The following is a 15,200-nucleotide window of genomic DNA, read 5'->3' as shown; positions in this document are numbered from 1 at the left end:
TGCTCCGGCCTTCGTTTTCATCACGGTGTTGATTACAGCGCGGCGATAACAGCCTGCTGTTCAATCAGCTTCGCTTTCGCTTCTGCATAGCCTTCCAGCTTCTCACGCTCTTTCGCGATGACCGCTTCCGGTGCGCGGGCGACAAAGCCTTCGTTCGCCAGTTTGTTCTCGATACGGCTGATTTCACCTTCAATCTTCGCCACTTCTTTCGCCAGACGCGCCAGCTCATCTTCTTTGTTGATGAGGCCAGCCATCGGGATCAGCAGCTCTGCGCCGTCGATGATCTTGGTAACGGAAACCGGACCTTTGTCATCGGCAGGCAGCACGGTGATACTTTCCAGACGCGCCAGCGTTTGCAGGAAGCCACGGTTTTCATTTACGCGACGTTCTGCATCCGCGCTGCAACCACGCAGCAGCAGCTCCAGCGGTTTACCCGGTGCGATGTTCATTTCTGCACGGATGTTACGTACCGCAACGATCGCCTGCTTCAGCCACTCGGTGTCGGCCAGTGCGGCTTCATCGACCTGAGACGCATCGTACTGCGGGAACGGTTGCAGCATGATGGTGTCGGCAGTGATACCGCAAAGTACTTTCACACGCTGCCAGATGGTTTCGGTGATGAACGGAATGATCGGATGCGCGAGGCGCAGCAGACCTTCCAGTACAGTCACCAGCGTATGGCGAGTACCGCGCAGTTCGGCTTCGGTGCCACCGTTCATTACCGGCTTGGTCAGCTCCAGATACCAGTCACAGAACTGGTTCCAGGTGAATTCATACAGAATGCCTGCGGCAATATCGAAACGGAAGCTGTCCAGCGCTTCGCGGTACGCTTTGATGGTCTGGTTGAACTCCGCCAGAATCCAGCGGTCCGCCAGCGACAGCGTCATTTCACCGCCGTTGAAGCCGCAATCCTGACCTTCTGTGTTCATCAGCACAAAGCGGCTGGCGTTCCACAGCTTGTTACAGAAGTTACGGTAGCCTTCCAGACGCTTCATATCCCAGTTGATGTCACGACCGGTAGAAGCCAGCGCCGCCAGGGTGAAGCGCAGGGCATCGGTGCCGTGCGGCTCAATGCCGTTCGGGAACTGTTTCTCGGTGCGCTTACGGATTTTGTCCGCCAGCTGCGGCTGCATCATATTGCCGGTACGTTTTTCCAGCAGTTCTGGCAGCGAAATACCGTCAACCATATCCAGCGGGTCGATAACGTTACCCTTGGATTTGGACATCTTCTGGCCTTCGTCGTCACGAATCAGACCGGTCATGTAAACAGTGTGGAACGGCACCTGCGGTTTGCCATTTTCATCTTTGATGAAGTGCATGGTCATCATGATCATGCGGGCAATCCAGAAGAAGATGATGTCGAAACCAGATACCATCACGCTGGTTGGGTGGAACTGACGCAGGGCGTCGGTATTTTCCGGCCAGCCAAGGGTAGAGAAGGTCCACAGCGCAGAAGAGAACCAGGTGTCGAGAACGTCTTCGTCCTGACGCAGGACAACATCAGCACCGAGGTTATTTTCTTTACGCACTTCGTCTTCGTTGCGGCCAACATAAACGTTACCCGCTTCGTCATACCATGCCGGGATACGGTGACCCCACCATAGCTGACGAGAGATACACCAGTCCTGAATATCGCGCATCCAGGAGAAGTACATGTTTTCGTACTGCTTCGGTACGAACTGAATGTCGCCGTTCTCAACCGCTTCAACTGCCGGTTTCGCCAGTACATCGGCACGCACGTACCACTGGTCGGTCAGCATCGGTTCGATAACCACGCCGCCACGGTCGCCGTAAGGAACGGTCAGGTCGTGCGGTTTAATTTCTTCCAGCAGGCCGAGCGCGTCAACCGCAGCAACGACGGCTTTACGTGCAGCAAAACGCTCGAGTTTCTGGAACTCTGCCGGGATTTCGCTGGAATAAACGTCAGATTCGTTACCTTTGGTATCGAACACCTGGGCGCTTTCACGGATATCACCGTCAAAGGTCAGGATGTTGATCATCGGCAGGGCGTGACGTTTACCGACTTCATAGTCGTTAAAGTCGTGCGCTGGGGTGATCTTCACGCAGCCAGTGCCTTTTTCCATGTCGGCGTGTTCGTCGCCAACGATCGGAATACGACGGTTAACCAGCGGCAGAATGACATATTTGCCAATCAGATCTTTATAACGCGGATCTTCCGGGTTAACGGCCACGCCGGTATCGCCCAGCAGGGTTTCCGGACGGGTAGTCGCAACCACCAGATAATCTTTACCGTCTGCGGTTTTCGCGCCGTCAGCCAGCGGATAGCGGATGTGCCACATCGAACCTTTCGATTCGCGGTTTTCCACTTCCAGGTCGGAGATAGCGGTGCGCAGTTTCGGGTCCCAGTTTACCAGGCGTTTGCCACGGTAAATCAGGTCTTCTTTATACAGACGAACGAAAACTTCTTTCACTGCATTGGACAGGCCTTCGTCCATCGTGAAGCGTTCACGCTCCCAGTCCACGGAGTTGCCGAGACGACGCATCTGACGGGTAATGGTGCCGCCGGATTCCGCTTTCCATTCCCAGATTTTGTCGATGAAAGCTTCGCGGCCGTAATCGTGACGGGTTTTACCTTCTTCTGCGGCAATCTTGCGCTCAACGACCATCTGGGTAGCGATCCCGGCGTGGTCAGTACCGACCTGCCACAGGGTGTTTTTACCCTGCATACGCTGATAGCGGATCATGGTATCCATGATGGTTTGCTGGAAGGCGTGACCCATATGCAAACTGCCGGTGACGTTCGGCGGCGGGATCATGATGCAGAAACTTTCCTGGCTTTCATCGCCATTAGGCTTAAAGTAGCCCTGCTTTTCCCAGTGCTCGTAAAGCGGCTGTTCGATATCTTGTGGGTTATATGTCTTTTCCATTATTTCCAGGTTGCCGTATTCAGGTTGAAACCAGCCACGCGGTAGGCTTTATAGCGTTCGCGCGCCAGTTGTTTCAGAGAATCTTCATAAGGAACGAAGTCTACCACTTCTGTGAAAGCGGTGGCAAAATCTGCAAAGCTTGTTCGCAGACTAATCAATATATCGCGCGGGCTGCTGCTGCGTTTTTGCGGCCAGGCGATCTCCACCGGCGCACCGCCGCGCGGTCCTTCTCCCGCTAAATTATGCGGGACAAAGCTTTCTGCCGGACGCGCCCACAGGGCTTCATCCAGCCGGTAAGCCTGCTTTTCATCTTCACAGGCGATGAGTACGCGCTTACCGCTGCGCCAACGTTCTGCGGCAATTTCACACACCAGTTGCTCAACGGCGCTTAAGCCATCGACGGTGGTGTCATTGTCCAGAAGGTAGAACGTTGCGTTTTTCATATATGGGGCTTCTTGTGGTGGATTTAAATATTGCTGCATTCCTCACCCTGAAAGATGAGCAATGAATTTCTATTGCGCTCGATCGGTTCCCCCTCCCTTAGGGAGAGGGTTAGGGTGAGGGTAAAACGCAAACTTACTCTTCGCCGTTAAACCCAGCGCGATTCAGCAGGAACTGTGCCAGCAACGCTACCGGACGACCGGTTGCGCCTTTTGCTTTACCAGAACGCCAGGCGGTTCCTGCAATATCCAGGTGCGCCCAGTTGTACTTACGGGTAAAGCGTGACAGGAAGCAACCTGCGGTAATCGCCCCACCAGGACGACCGCCAATGTTCGCCATATCGGCAAAATTGGACTCCAGTTGTTCCTGATACTCGTCACCCAGCGGTAAGCGCCATGCGCGGTCACCGGATTGTTCAGACGCGGCAATCAGTTCATGGGCCAGCGGATTATGGTTCGCCATCAGACCAGTAATATGATGACCCAGCGCGATCACGCAGGCACCGGTCAGCGTCGCCACATCAATCACCGCTTCCGGCTCAAAACGTTCAACGTAAGTTAACACGTCGCACAGTACCAGGCGGCCTTCGGCATCGGTGTTCAGCACTTCAACGGTTTGACCGGACATGGTGGTTAACACATCGCCCGGACGATAGGCACGCCCGCCAGGCATGTTTTCGCAGCCTGCCAGCACGCCGATAACGTTAATCGGCAGTTGCAGCTCCGCGACCATACGCATCACGCCGTAAACCGCCGCCGCGCCGCACATATCGTACTTCATCTCATCCATGCCTTCTGAAGGCTTGATGGAGATACCGCCGGAGTCGAAGGTTAAACCTTTACCCACCAGCACGATTGGGCGAGCATCTTCCGACGCGTTGCCTTTGTACTCAATCACCGACATCAGCGATTCGTTCTGCGAACCCTGACCGACCGCCAGATAAGAATGCATCCCCAGCTCTTTCATCTGCTGTTCGCCGATAACGCGGGTGATGACATTCTTGCTGTAGCTGTCAGCCAGCTGGCGCGCTTGTGAAGCGAGGTAAGCGGCGTTACAGATATTCGGCGGCATATTGCCGAGATCTTTTGCTGCTTTAATCCCGGCGGCAATCGCCAGACCGTGCTGGATCGCGCGCTCACCGCTGGTCAGTTCACGGCGGGTCGGCACGTTGAACACCATTTTACGCAGCGGACGACGCGGTTCGCTCTTGTTCGTTTTCAGCTGATCGAAACTGTAGAGCGTCTCTTTTGCAGTCTCGACAGCCTGACGCACTTTCCAGTAGTTGTTACGGCCTTTAACGTGCAGTTCAGTCAGAAAGCAGACCGCTTCCATTGAGCCAGTATCATTCAGCGTATTAATGGTTTTCTGAATAACCTGCTTGTACTGACGTTCATCCAGCTCACGTTCTTTGCCGCAACCAATAAGGAGAATTCGCTCGGAAAGTACATTCGGAACATGGTGCAGCAACAGTGTCTGCCCCGGTTTTCCTTCCAGTTCGCCCCGACGTAGCAGGGCGCTGATGTACCCATCGCTGATTTTATCGAGCTGTTCTGCAATCGGAGAAAGGCGACGTGGTTCGAAGACGCCCACGACGATGCAGGCACTCCGCTGTTTCTCCGGGCTACCGCTTTTTACACTAAACTCCATGCACTACGCTCCTGAATCTTAAAGACAACGGCGGTGGCTACAGATAGAATTGCAAGCTTTCGTAACTCATGTCCGCTGTTGCGATGACTTCGTGTTAATCTTAACGTTATTACGGCATTGGCACGTCAGAACAAAATCTGAGAGGTGAATCCGTTGAGTATAATTATCTTAGCGACGATTTCGACGACTCAAGAGAATAAATGACGTTTAAGCCATGAAACAAGCTAAAATCCTGCAAAAGACGAGTTTTTACGGGCGTATTTAAAGTGATAATCATAAGATATCTGGTGCGGGAGACGCTCAAAAGCCAGCTGGCGATACTCTTCATCTTGCTTTTGATCTTCTTCTGTCAAAAGTTAGTGAGGATCCTCGGCGCAGCGGTTGACGGCGATATTCCGGCGAATCTGGTGCTCTCCCTTCTCGGGTTGGGCGTGCCGGAAATGGCGCAGCTTATCCTGCCATTAAGCCTGTTCCTCGGGCTGCTGATGACGCTGGGCAAACTGTATACCGAAAGTGAAATTACGGTAATGCATGCCTGCGGCCTGAGCAAAGCGGTGCTGGTGAAAGCGGCAATGATCCTTGCGGTATTCACGGCAATCGTCGCGGCGGTTAACGTGATGTGGGCGGGACCGTGGTCATCGCGTCATCAGGATGAAGTGTTAGCAGAAGCGAAAGCGAACCCTGGCATGGCGGCGCTTGCGCAAGGGCAATTCCAGCAAGCGACTAATGGCAGCTCGGTGCTGTTCATCGAAAGCGTTGACGGCAGCGATTTCAAAGATGTGTTCCTCGCGCAAATTCGACCAAAAGGTAATGCACGACCTTCTGTGGTGGTGGCCGATTCCGGACATTTAACCCAGCTGCGCGACGGCTCCCAGGTCGTCACTCTCAACCAGGGAACGCGCTTCGAAGGCACTGCACTGTTACGTGATTTCCGCATTACGGATTTCCAGGATTATCAGGCGATCATTGGTCACCAGGCGGTGGCGCTCGACCCGAACGATACCGACCAGATGGACATGCGCACATTGTGGAACACTGACACCGATCGTGCTCGCGCAGAACTGAACTGGCGTATCACGTTGGTGTTCACCGTGTTTATGATGGCACTTATGGTCGTACCGCTGAGCGTGGTTAACCCGCGTCAGGGACGCGTACTATCGATGCTGCCAGCCATGCTGCTGTATCTGTTGTTCTTCCTGATCCAGACCTCCCTGAAATCGAACGGCGGTAAAGGTAAGCTGGACCCGACGCTGTGGATGTGGACCGTTAACCTGATTTATCTGGCTTTGGCGATTGTTCTCAACCTTTGGGACACCGTGCCGGTCCGCCGCCTGCGCGCCAGTTTTTCGCGTAAAGGAGCGGTGTGATGCAACCTTTTGGCGTACTTGACCGCTATATCGGTAAAACTATTTTCACCACCATCATGATGACGCTGTTCATGCTGGTGTCGCTGTCGGGCATTATCAAGTTTGTCGATCAGCTGAAAAAAGCCGGGCAGGGGAGTTACGACGCGTTAGGCGCAGGAATGTATACCTTGCTGAGCGTGCCGAAAGATGTGCAAATCTTCTTCCCGATGGCGGCTCTGCTTGGGGCGTTGCTTGGTCTTGGGATGCTGGCGCAGCGCAGCGAACTGGTAGTCATGCAGGCTTCTGGTTTTACCCGTATGCAGGTGGCGCTGTCGGTGATGAAAACCGCCATTCCGCTGGTCTTGCTGACGATGGCGATTGGTGAATGGGTCGCGCCGCAGGGCGAGCAGATGGCGCGTAACTACCGTGCGCAGGCGATGTACGGCGGCTCGTTGCTCTCCACTCAGCAAGGCTTATGGGCGAAAGATGGCAACAACTTCGTCTACATTGAGCGGGTTAAAGGTGACGAAGAGTTAGGTGGCATCAGTATTTATGCCTTTAACGAGAATCGTCGTCTGCAATCCGTACGTTATGCCGCTACCGCGAAGTTTGACCCGGAACATAAAGTCTGGCGTCTGTCGCAGGTTGATGAATCTGATCTGACCAATCCGAAACAGATCACCGGTTCGCAGACGGTGAGCGGCACCTGGAAAACCAACCTCACGCCAGACAAACTGGGCGTGGTGGCGCTGGACCCGGATGCACTCTCCATCAGTGGTTTGCACAACTATGTGAAGTATCTGAAGTCGAGCGGTCAGGATGCCGGACGTTATCAGCTCAACATGTGGAGCAAAATCTTCCAGCCGCTATCCGTGGCGGTGATGATGCTGATGGCGCTGTCGTTTATCTTTGGCCCACTGCGTAGCGTACCGATGGGCGTGCGTGTGGTCACCGGTATCAGCTTCGGTTTTGTCTTCTACGTACTGGACCAGATCTTCGGCCCGCTGACGTTGGTTTATGGCATCCCGCCGATCATCGGCGCACTGTTGCCAAGCGCCAGCTTCTTCTTAATCAGCCTGTGGCTGTTAATGAGAAAATCGTAATCTAACAAGGGAGCGAAAGCTCCCTTTATTATTGTTGACAAAGTCAAATACGAGTTCGAACGGTCCCCTCGCCCCTTTGGGGAGAGGGTTAGGGTGAGGGGCACAGATCACGTCTGACTTACCTTTTTCTCCCCCCCAGCAAACTCCCCAACATCCCGCGTACAATCTGATTCGTCACCTGGCGAGCGGCGCTTTTCGCCATTGTTTGCACCACACCATCTTTCTTCCCGCCGCGTGGTCCGGTAGTGCCAAACAAAATATCCTTCAATCCACCAAGAATACCGTCATCCACCGCCACCTCTTTACCTTTCACGGGGGGATTATTTTGCTGCTCGGTACTGGCCTGAAAGCCTTTTTGCAGCATCTCATAGGCGGACTCGCGGTCCACCTCATCTTCATATTTGCCATACACCGGAGAGTGATTAATCAGGCCATTACGCTCATCTTCCGTCACCGGCCCCATTCGCGAACAAGGTGCGATCACCATCGCCCGTTCCACCACAGAAGGACTTCCTTTTGCATCGAGAAACGAGATTAACGCCTCGCCGGTCCCCAGTTCCTGGATTGCCTTTTCGGTATCAAATGCCGGATTGGCCCGCATGGTTTGCGCCGCTGCCTTCACTGCTTTCTGATCTTTTGGCGTAAAAGCCCGCAAAGCGTGCTGAACGCGATTACCTAGCTGCCCGAGCACATTATCCGGAATATCAGACGGGTTTTGCGAAACGAACCAGACGCCCACGCCTTTTGAGCGAATAAGCCTTATCACCTGCTCAATCTTATCCAGCAGTACCTGCGGTGCATCGTTAAACAGCAGATGTGCCTCGTCGAAGAAAAACACCAGTTTTGGTTTCTCCAGATCGCCCGCTTCAGGCAATTGTTCATACAATTCTGAAAGCATCCACAGCAGGCTGGCGGCGTACAGTTTCGGCATCTGATAAAGTTTCTCGGCGCTGAGGATATTGATAACGCCTTTACCGTTGGCATCGGTGCGCATCCAGTCTTTGATATCCAGCATCGGCTCACCAAAGAAGTGTGCTGCGCCTTGCTGTTCCAGCGACAGTAATCCGCGCTGGATGGCACCAACCGATGCGCTACTGATATTTCCGTACTGATTCTGGAAGGATTTGGCGTTATCGCCGATGTACTGGGTAATTGCCCGCAGATCTTTAAAGTCGAGCAGCAACAATCCCTGATCGTCAGCAATGCGGAAAATGATATTCAGCACGCCAGATTGCACATCGTTGAGATTCAACAGTCGTGCCAGCAACAGCGGCCCCAGATCCGAAACCGTCGCCCGCACCGGATGGCCTTTCTCGCCAAAGATATCCCACACCACCACCGGATTGGCATGCGGTTGCCAGTCATTGACGCCGATATTTTTAAGCCTTGCGAGCAGTTTTTCCGACGCCGTTCCTGCCTGCTCGACGCCGGTCAGATCGCCTTTCACATCGGCCATAAACACCGGAACACCGATTTCCGACAATGACTCTGCCAGTTTTTGCAACGTGACAGTTTTACCCGTCCCCGTTGCGCCAGTAATCAGCCCGTGACGGTTAGCCATTCCCGGCAGTAAAAACAGTTCTGTGTCCGGCGTGCGGGCAATTAACAGGGGTTCGCTCATGAGATTTCCTCCAGTTTCCTGCCTGGAGTATAGGCAACGTCCGGCAAAGAGAATATGTGTAATGAAGAGAAAATAACCTAAAGCGTGTTACCGTGATAAATCTGATACCCGAGGTCAACAGTGTTGTGGTTGTGATCGTTATTCTTAATTTTGCTCAGCAACATTTGGGCGGCCATCCGACCAATATCAAAACGGGGAGTAATTACGCTGGCGAGGCTTGGGATCATTTGCCTGCCAATCTCCAGCCCATGAAAACCCGCAATGGAAATTTGTTCTGGCACGGCGAGGTTTCGCTCGCGGCACAGCAGAAGCGCACCCATCGCAATATCGTCATTGGTGCAAAATACACCGTCTAAATCCGGGTTTGCGCTAAGGGCATCACGCATTAACTGCATTCCTAAATGAATGGATGAGATGGCGCGTGGATTCATGCGTAATGGGGAAAGATTATGCAGCATCATCGCATCGCAATACCCCTGATAACGCTGTTCATCGCGGGTGTCATCTTTGGAACCGAGATACAGAATTTTGCGCCTGACTCGCTTATCCAGCATGGTACACACCATGTCAAAAGCAGCCTGCCGATTATCAAAACCGACCTCCATATCCAGCCGTTCTCCCTGTACATCCATCAATTCCACGACCGGAATGGTGGCTGAACGCAGAAATTTCACCGTCCTGATGGTGTGATATTTTTCCGAAAGAATAATCCCGTCAATGTTATAAGAGAGCAGGTTAATCACCGACTCTTCTTCGGAATCGCGATCGTAATTGTAATTAGCAATAAGGGTCTGATAATTATGCACAGAGGTGACGGATTCTATTCCCGCGAGAATGTCAGCGAAGAGTTGATTTTGAAATGACGGAATCAAGATACCGAGGGTATAACTTTGTGCATTCAACAACATGCCGGGAGCGCGATTAGGGATATAATTGATCTCTTCCATAATTTTGGCGATGCGCTCGCCTGTTTCCTTTGCCACCTTTTTCGGCGAGCGGATATAACGACTCACGGTCATTTTTGTTACGCCAGCCAGCGTAGCGATATCCTGTAAAGAAATTCTGTGATTGCGCATAACTTCTCCCAACGTCGGGGGAATCTTCAATCTTCCCCCGAAACTACATCACAATATTTTATTCTTTCAGTGCAATACGGCGTTAATGGCTAACACGCCCAGCAAACCCATAATAGAAATAAGGGTTTCCATCACCGTCCAGGTACGCAACGTTTCACCAACCGTCAGATTAAAATACCCTTTAAATAGCCAGAAGCCAGGGTCGTTTACGTGTGACGCGATCACGCTGCCCGCACCAGTTGCCAGTACCATTAAAGCGGGATCGGCATGGGTAACGTTGATAATCGGCAACACCACACCCGCGGTGGTAATGGCCGCGACGGTGGCAGAGCCCAGAGCGATACGCAACAGCGCCGCAACAGTCCAGCACATCAATAACGGCGAAAGTGTAGTTCCGGTCATTAAGTGTGAAATATACTGCCCGACACCGCTATCTACTAATACCTGCTTAAACGCGCCGCCGCCAGCGATAATAAACACAATCATCGCGATAGCGCCTATAGAATCCCCAATGATATCCATGATTTGCTCGATGGTGCGTCCATTACGTCGGCCCAGTGTGAAAATCGCAATAACAATGGCAATAAACAGCGCAACGGCAGGGTTACCGACAAATTCAAAGAAGAGGCGCACGGTGTTAGTTTTCGGTAACGTAATTTCACAAACGGCGGCGATAGCCATCAGGATGACCGGGATCACTGCAGCGAAAATACTGTTCCAGAAGGAGGGCATCTCCTCTTCGCTAAACAGATGAGGATTAAATAAGCCTTCCGGTGGTGCTTTCTCAAAGCGAGTTAGCAGTTTAGAAAACAGCGGTCCTGCGACAATAACTGTCGGAATGGTAATGATAAATCCATACAGTAGAGTCGTTCCGAGATTAGCCTCAAAGATAGTCGCGATGGCAGTAGGCCCTGGATGTGGCGGCAGAAAACAGTGGGTTACAGAGAGCGCTGCTACCATCGGTACGCCAACATACAACAGGGGTAATCCAGATGATGCCACGATGGTAAATACCAACGGCAGCAGCAGGACAAAACCCACTTCAAAAAACATGGCGAGGCCGACAACCAGACCGGTGATCACTAGCGCCCATTGCACGCGTTTTTTACCAAAAGTAGCAATCAGCGTAGTGGCGATACGTTGTGCCGCGCCCGTATCAGAAATCAGCTTGCCTAACATGGCCCCGAAACCGAGGATCATTGCCAGCCCGCCGAGCGTGCTGCCGATACCATTTTGTATAGAGTGCAGGACGGCCTGTGCATCCATCCCTTCGGCAAATCCGACGACGGCAGCGACCAGAACGAGGGCAATAAAGCCGTTAACTTTAAAGCCGATCATCAGGATAAGAAGCAGCGCGACGCCTGCCGCAATAATGATTAATGGCATAGTCTTTATCTCTTATTAGTGCCAGAAAAGCAGCGCTTTCGCGCTGCACGTAGGGTAGTAGGTGTTAAACAGCCACTAACATGCCGCCATCAACAAACAACAGGTGGCCGTTTACGAAATCAGAGGCTTTTGAAGAAAGGAACACCGCAGCACCAATCAGTTCCTGCGGATCTCCCCAGCGTGCGGCGGGGGTCCGTTTGCACAACCAGGCGGTGAAGGCTTCGTCCTCAACCAGTGCTTTAGTCATTTCTGTTTTGAAATAGCCCGGCGCAATACCGTTGACCTGAATATTGTGGCGCGCCAGCTCGACGCACATGCCGCGGGTGAGCATTTTTACCGCCCCTTTCGATGCGGCATAAGGGGTGATGGTGTCACGTCCCAGTTCGCTTTGCATCGAGCAAATATTAATAACTTTACCTGCCTTGCGTTCAACCATGTGACGAGTTACCGCTTGCGATACCAGGAACACGGCGGTCTGGTTTACTGCGATCACATCATTCCACTCTTGTTCAGGGAACTCAGTAAAAGGATGACGGCGCTGGATACCGGCGTTATTCACCAGCACATCAATGGGGCCGATGTCCTTTTCGATATGTTCAACGGCGGCATCAATTTCATGTTTATGAGTAACATTAAAAGGTGCGGCAACGGCCTGAATACCCTCCTGGTGGAGTTTTTCTACAGCAAGTTCTGCGCGTTCGGCAGTAATATCATTAATAATTATTTGTGCGCCATATTTACCCAGGCCGGTTGCCAGTAAATAGCCAATGCCCTGTGCTGAACCGGTAATCAAAATATTTTTTCCTGCCAGTGAAAATAGATCGTTCATTGTATTATTCCTTTATTTATCTCTTAGAAAACAAGCTGGACTTTTGCTGCCTGGGTTTTATCACCGGCGAAACGTAGCGCCTCTTCCAGGTCAGTGAAGGGATATTCAGCACTCAGTAAAGGCAGTGGATTGATAACGCCATTCGCCAGCCATGACACTGCGGTATTAAATTCGCTGGTAAAACGGAAAGAGCCTTTGAGTGAAATCTCCTTACCAATCAACGTCATCATTGGGAATTCTGCCATCGCGCCTCCCATCCCTACCTGCACCATTACGCCGCGTGCACGAGTGACCTCCAGGCAGGTATTCACTGATGAAGGATGACCGGACACTTCAAAGCTGACATCGAAATAGCCTTTTTCCGCTTTCCAGTGATCCATGTCGTCGTTTTGTGGGTTTACGAGCACCTCCGCCCCCATCTCTTTGCCCAGCGAAAGGGAACGGGGACTCACATCGGCACAGACAATTTCCGCGGCCCCCAGTGTTTTCACAGCACTGACAATCAGGCAGCCAATGGGCCCAACACCAGAAATAAATACTCGCTTGCCCTGTAACTCGCCGGCCTGATGTGCGGCATGAATCGCGACGGCTAAAGGTTCGGCAAAAGCCATAACCTTTTCGTCAGCTTTGGCCGGATAAGGGACACATTGCGACGTTTCGACCATTTTATAACGGGTAAAACCACCATCAACATGAGGGAAATACATGGCACTGCCAAAAAAACGCATATCTGTACACTGATTCTCGTTATGTTCAATGCAGTATTTGCAGTGACCGCACGGTTTAGACGGATTAATGGCTACCGTTTGCCCTTCATGTAATTCTGATGAGTCGCTATGAATAACTTTACCGATAACTTCATGACCTAACACCATCGGTGCCTTTATCATGAAATTACCTACTTTTCCTTCCTGATAATAATGTAAATCGGAACCGCAAATTCCACCTCGGGTTATTTGTACTAATGTTCCATTATTATTCCAATCTATCGTCTGCTCGGTAACGGCAACAGTTTTCTTGCCCGCAACAACGCAGGACTGTGTTTTCACTTGCATAAATTCCTCACTGGTCAGGTAGACACCTCGGAAGCATTTAAGCGGTTTTAATTGTCATTATTTGTGATGAAGATCACGTCAGAAAATTGTTACATTACTATGTTACGCATAACGTGATGTGCCTTGTAATTCTTATCAGCAGAAATAAAAAAACGTGAAATTATTATGCCACCAGGCGTAGTATCGCAGCAGGTAAGATGACTCAGGAGATTTTAAATGGCGGGTGAAAGCTTTATTTTGATGGGCGTTTCAGGGAGTGGTAAAACATTAATTGGTAGCAAGGTTGCCACGTTATTATCTGCTAAATTTATTGATGGTGACGATCTTCATCCAGCCAAAAATATAGATAAAATGTCGCAGGGTATTCCATTATCTGATGAAGATCGACTTCCCTGGCTGGAACGCTTAAATGATGCTTCATACAGTCTTTATAAAAAGAATGAAACAGGATTTATTGTCTGTTCATCATTAAAAAAACAGTATCGTGATATTTTACGCAAGGGTAGCCCCCATGTTCATTTCCTCTGGTTAGATGGCGACTATGAAACTATTCTCGCGCGAATGCAGCGGCGGGCTGGGCATTTTATGCCGGTAGCGTTACTAAAAAGTCAGTTTGAGGCGCTGGAGCGTCCACAAGCAGATGAACAGGATATTGTGCGCATTGATATCAACCATGATATTGCCAATGTCACCGAACAATGTCGGCAGGCCGTGCTGGCGATACGACAAGACAGAATATGTGCGAAAGGGGGCAGCGCCTCAGATCAGCGCTGCGAATGATTTTCAAAAATCGGCTTTCAGAACCACGCGGTAACGCGCCTTACCGTCGCGCACATGCTGGATGGCGTCGTTAATTTTCGACATCGGGAACAGTTCGGTAGTTGGCGCAACCTTGCTGCGGGCGGCAAAGCGCATCAGCTTACGCAGCTCATAAGGCGTGCCGGTAGCAGAGCCAGAGACGCTGCGGTCGCCCGCAATTAACGTAAAGGCCGGAACAGACAGCGGCGTGAGAACCGCACCGACCGTATGGAAATTACCGCCATACGTCAGCGCCTCAAAATAAGGCTGCCAGTCGAGGCTGACGTTCACAGTATTGATAATGAGATCAAACTGCCCCGCCAGAGTTTTCAGTGCCTGCGGATCGCGGCTATTCACCACTTTATCGGCACCCATCGCCAGTACTTCCTGCTCTTTCGCCGGATTAGAACTAAAGGCTGTCACCTCGCATCCCATTGCGTGCAGAAGTTTTATAGCGATATGCCCCAGCCCGCCAATACCAATTACCCCAACGCGGCTGGTAGCAGTGATATGGTGCATCAACAGTGGTTTAAAGACCGTGATACCACCACACAGCAGCGGCCCGGCGGACTCGATATCGATATTTTCTGGCAGCGGAATCACCCATTGCCAGTCCGCACGCAACTTCTCGGCAAAACCGCCGCGATTCATAATTGTTGGCACCGCACCTTGCTCGCAGTTGATCTGATTACCGCTAATACAGGCATCGCAATGCCCGCAGCTGCGTGCCGTCCAGCCAATCCCGACACGCTGACCGACCTGCAAACCTTTATCCTGTGCGGCACTCCCGAGCGCCACCACGCGACCAATCACCTCATGCCCGGCAACCAGCGGATACTGTGAAAATCCCCATTCGTTGTCGATCATCGACAGATCGGAATGGCAGATCCCGCAGTAATCCACCTGCACTTCAACATCTTGTGGCTTCAATTCACCGGGATCGTACTCATAAAGTTCCAGTTCGCCGCCCGCTTCTTTTGCGGCATAGCTTTTTATCATCGACATTTTTT

The 15,200-nt window shown here is 51.8% G+C and carries 13 protein-coding genes; 4 read left to right on the top strand and 9 right to left on the bottom strand.

Features of this window, described 5'->3' with window-relative positions:
- Positions 1-32: 32 nt before the first annotated feature.
- The 3 genes from valS to pepA form a co-directional block, all read right to left on the bottom strand.
- Complete coding sequence (valS, locus tag ACJHWR_RS04315) at positions 33-2,888, bottom strand: valine--tRNA ligase (RefSeq protein WP_000416392.1); 2,856 nt, start codon at positions 2,886-2,888, stop codon at positions 33-35.
- Positions 2,888-3,331 (bottom strand): DNA polymerase III subunit chi, encoded by a 444-nt coding sequence (gene holC / locus ACJHWR_RS04310; RefSeq protein ID WP_000786399.1) that lies wholly within the window; start codon positions 3,329-3,331, stop codon positions 2,888-2,890. Before holC ends, valS begins: the two co-directional genes overlap by 1 nt.
- A gap of 133 nt (positions 3,332-3,464) precedes the next feature.
- Positions 3,465-4,976 carry a leucyl aminopeptidase gene (gene pepA / locus ACJHWR_RS04305; RefSeq protein ID WP_000397144.1) on the bottom strand — a complete coding sequence of 504 codons (1,512 nt, stop codon included), beginning with the start codon at positions 4,974-4,976 and terminating at the stop codon, positions 3,465-3,467.
- Between the two features lie 153 nt (positions 4,977-5,129).
- Between pepA and ytgA the strand changes: the two genes are divergently transcribed.
- The 3 genes from ytgA to lptG all read left to right on the top strand — a co-directional run bounded on the left by ytgA (position 5,130) and on the right by lptG (position 7,425).
- On the top strand, positions 5,130-5,180 hold the full coding sequence (ytgA, locus tag ACJHWR_RS04300; protein WP_211180521.1) for a protein YtgA: 51 nt from the start codon (positions 5,130-5,132) through the stop codon (positions 5,178-5,180).
- 62 nt (positions 5,181-5,242) lie between these two features.
- Complete coding sequence (lptF, locus tag ACJHWR_RS04295; RefSeq protein ID WP_000584114.1) at positions 5,243-6,343, top strand: LPS export ABC transporter permease LptF; 1,101 nt, start codon at positions 5,243-5,245, stop codon at positions 6,341-6,343.
- Positions 6,343-7,425, top strand: a complete 1,083-nt coding sequence (gene lptG / locus ACJHWR_RS04290; protein WP_001295681.1) for an LPS export ABC transporter permease LptG — start codon at positions 6,343-6,345, stop codon at positions 7,423-7,425. The genes lptF and lptG overlap by 1 nt, the downstream gene beginning before the upstream one ends.
- Before the next feature lie 118 nt (positions 7,426-7,543).
- Here the strand turns inward: lptG and ACJHWR_RS04285 are convergent, their stop codons facing one another.
- The 5 genes from ACJHWR_RS04285 to idnD all read right to left on the bottom strand — a co-directional run bounded on the left by ACJHWR_RS04285 (position 7,544) and on the right by idnD (position 13,392).
- A complete protein-coding gene (locus tag ACJHWR_RS04285) occupies positions 7,544-9,046 on the bottom strand; it encodes a helicase HerA-like C-terminal domain-containing protein (RefSeq protein WP_001294574.1) in 1,503 nt (500 codons plus the stop codon).
- 77 nt (positions 9,047-9,123) lie between these two features.
- The gene (gene idnR / locus ACJHWR_RS04280) at positions 9,124-10,122 is read right to left on the bottom strand and encodes a DNA-binding transcriptional regulator IdnR (RefSeq protein WP_001304655.1); all 999 of its coding nucleotides are present in this window, start codon (positions 10,120-10,122) and stop codon (positions 9,124-9,126) included.
- Positions 10,123-10,188: 66 nt separating this feature from the next.
- Positions 10,189-11,508 (bottom strand): gnt-II system L-idonate transporter, encoded by a 1,320-nt coding sequence (gene idnT / locus ACJHWR_RS04275; RefSeq protein WP_001128336.1) that lies wholly within the window; start codon positions 11,506-11,508, stop codon positions 10,189-10,191.
- 64 nt (positions 11,509-11,572) lie between these two features.
- Positions 11,573-12,337 (bottom strand): gluconate 5-dehydrogenase, encoded by a 765-nt coding sequence (gene idnO, locus ACJHWR_RS04270; RefSeq protein WP_000998703.1) that lies wholly within the window; start codon positions 12,335-12,337, stop codon positions 11,573-11,575.
- A 23-nt stretch (positions 12,338-12,360) separates the two neighbouring features.
- Positions 12,361-13,392 (bottom strand): L-idonate 5-dehydrogenase, encoded by a 1,032-nt coding sequence (idnD, locus tag ACJHWR_RS04265; RefSeq protein ID WP_001197412.1) that lies wholly within the window; start codon positions 13,390-13,392, stop codon positions 12,361-12,363.
- Between the two features lie 216 nt (positions 13,393-13,608).
- Between idnD and idnK the strand changes: the two genes are divergently transcribed.
- Entirely contained in the window at positions 13,609-14,172 is a 564-nt protein-coding gene (gene idnK, locus ACJHWR_RS04260; RefSeq protein WP_000896742.1) for a gluconokinase, read from the top strand.
- A 3-nt stretch (positions 14,173-14,175) separates the two neighbouring features.
- Here idnK and ahr read toward each other — a convergent pair whose 3' ends face one another.
- Complete coding sequence (ahr, locus tag ACJHWR_RS04255; RefSeq protein WP_012311922.1) at positions 14,176-15,195, bottom strand: NADPH-dependent aldehyde reductase Ahr; 1,020 nt, start codon at positions 15,193-15,195, stop codon at positions 14,176-14,178.
- Positions 15,196-15,200: the final 5 nt, after the last annotated feature.

This window comes from Escherichia sp. WS568 (assembly GCF_046486085.1).
Taxonomy (GTDB): Bacteria; Pseudomonadota; Gammaproteobacteria; order Enterobacterales; family Enterobacteriaceae; genus Escherichia; species Escherichia coli.
This window is presented reverse-complemented; position numbering and strand designations above follow the sequence as displayed.

What these genes read in the sequence shown, in the direction of transcription:
- valS (WP_000416392.1), bottom strand. Translation starts at nt 2,888, where the DNA reads ATGGAAAAGACATATAACCCACAAGATATCGAACAGCCGCTTTACGAG.
- holC (WP_000786399.1), bottom strand. Translation starts at nt 3,331, where the DNA reads ATGAAAAACGCAACGTTCTACCTTCTGGACAATGACACCACCGTCGAT.
- pepA (WP_000397144.1), bottom strand. Translation starts at nt 4,976, where the DNA reads ATGGAGTTTAGTGTAAAAAGCGGTAGCCCGGAGAAACAGCGGAGTGCC.
- lptG (WP_001295681.1), top strand. Translation starts at nt 6,343, where the DNA reads ATGCAACCTTTTGGCGTACTTGACCGCTATATCGGTAAAACTATTTTC.
- ACJHWR_RS04285 (WP_001294574.1), bottom strand. Translation starts at nt 9,046, where the DNA reads ATGAGCGAACCCCTGTTAATTGCCCGCACGCCGGACACAGAACTGTTT.
- idnR (WP_001304655.1), bottom strand. Translation starts at nt 10,122, where the DNA reads ATGCGCAATCACAGAATTTCTTTACAGGATATCGCTACGCTGGCTGGC.
- idnT (WP_001128336.1), bottom strand. Translation starts at nt 11,508, where the DNA reads ATGCCATTAATCATTATTGCGGCAGGCGTCGCGCTGCTTCTTATCCTG.
- idnO (WP_000998703.1), bottom strand. Translation starts at nt 12,337, where the DNA reads ATGAACGATCTATTTTCACTGGCAGGAAAAAATATTTTGATTACCGGT.
- idnD (WP_001197412.1), bottom strand. Translation starts at nt 13,392, where the DNA reads ATGCAAGTGAAAACACAGTCCTGCGTTGTTGCGGGCAAGAAAACTGTT.
- idnK (WP_000896742.1), top strand. Translation starts at nt 13,609, where the DNA reads ATGGCGGGTGAAAGCTTTATTTTGATGGGCGTTTCAGGGAGTGGTAAA.
- ahr (WP_012311922.1), bottom strand. Translation starts at nt 15,195, where the DNA reads ATGTCGATGATAAAAAGCTATGCCGCAAAAGAAGCGGGCGGCGAACTG.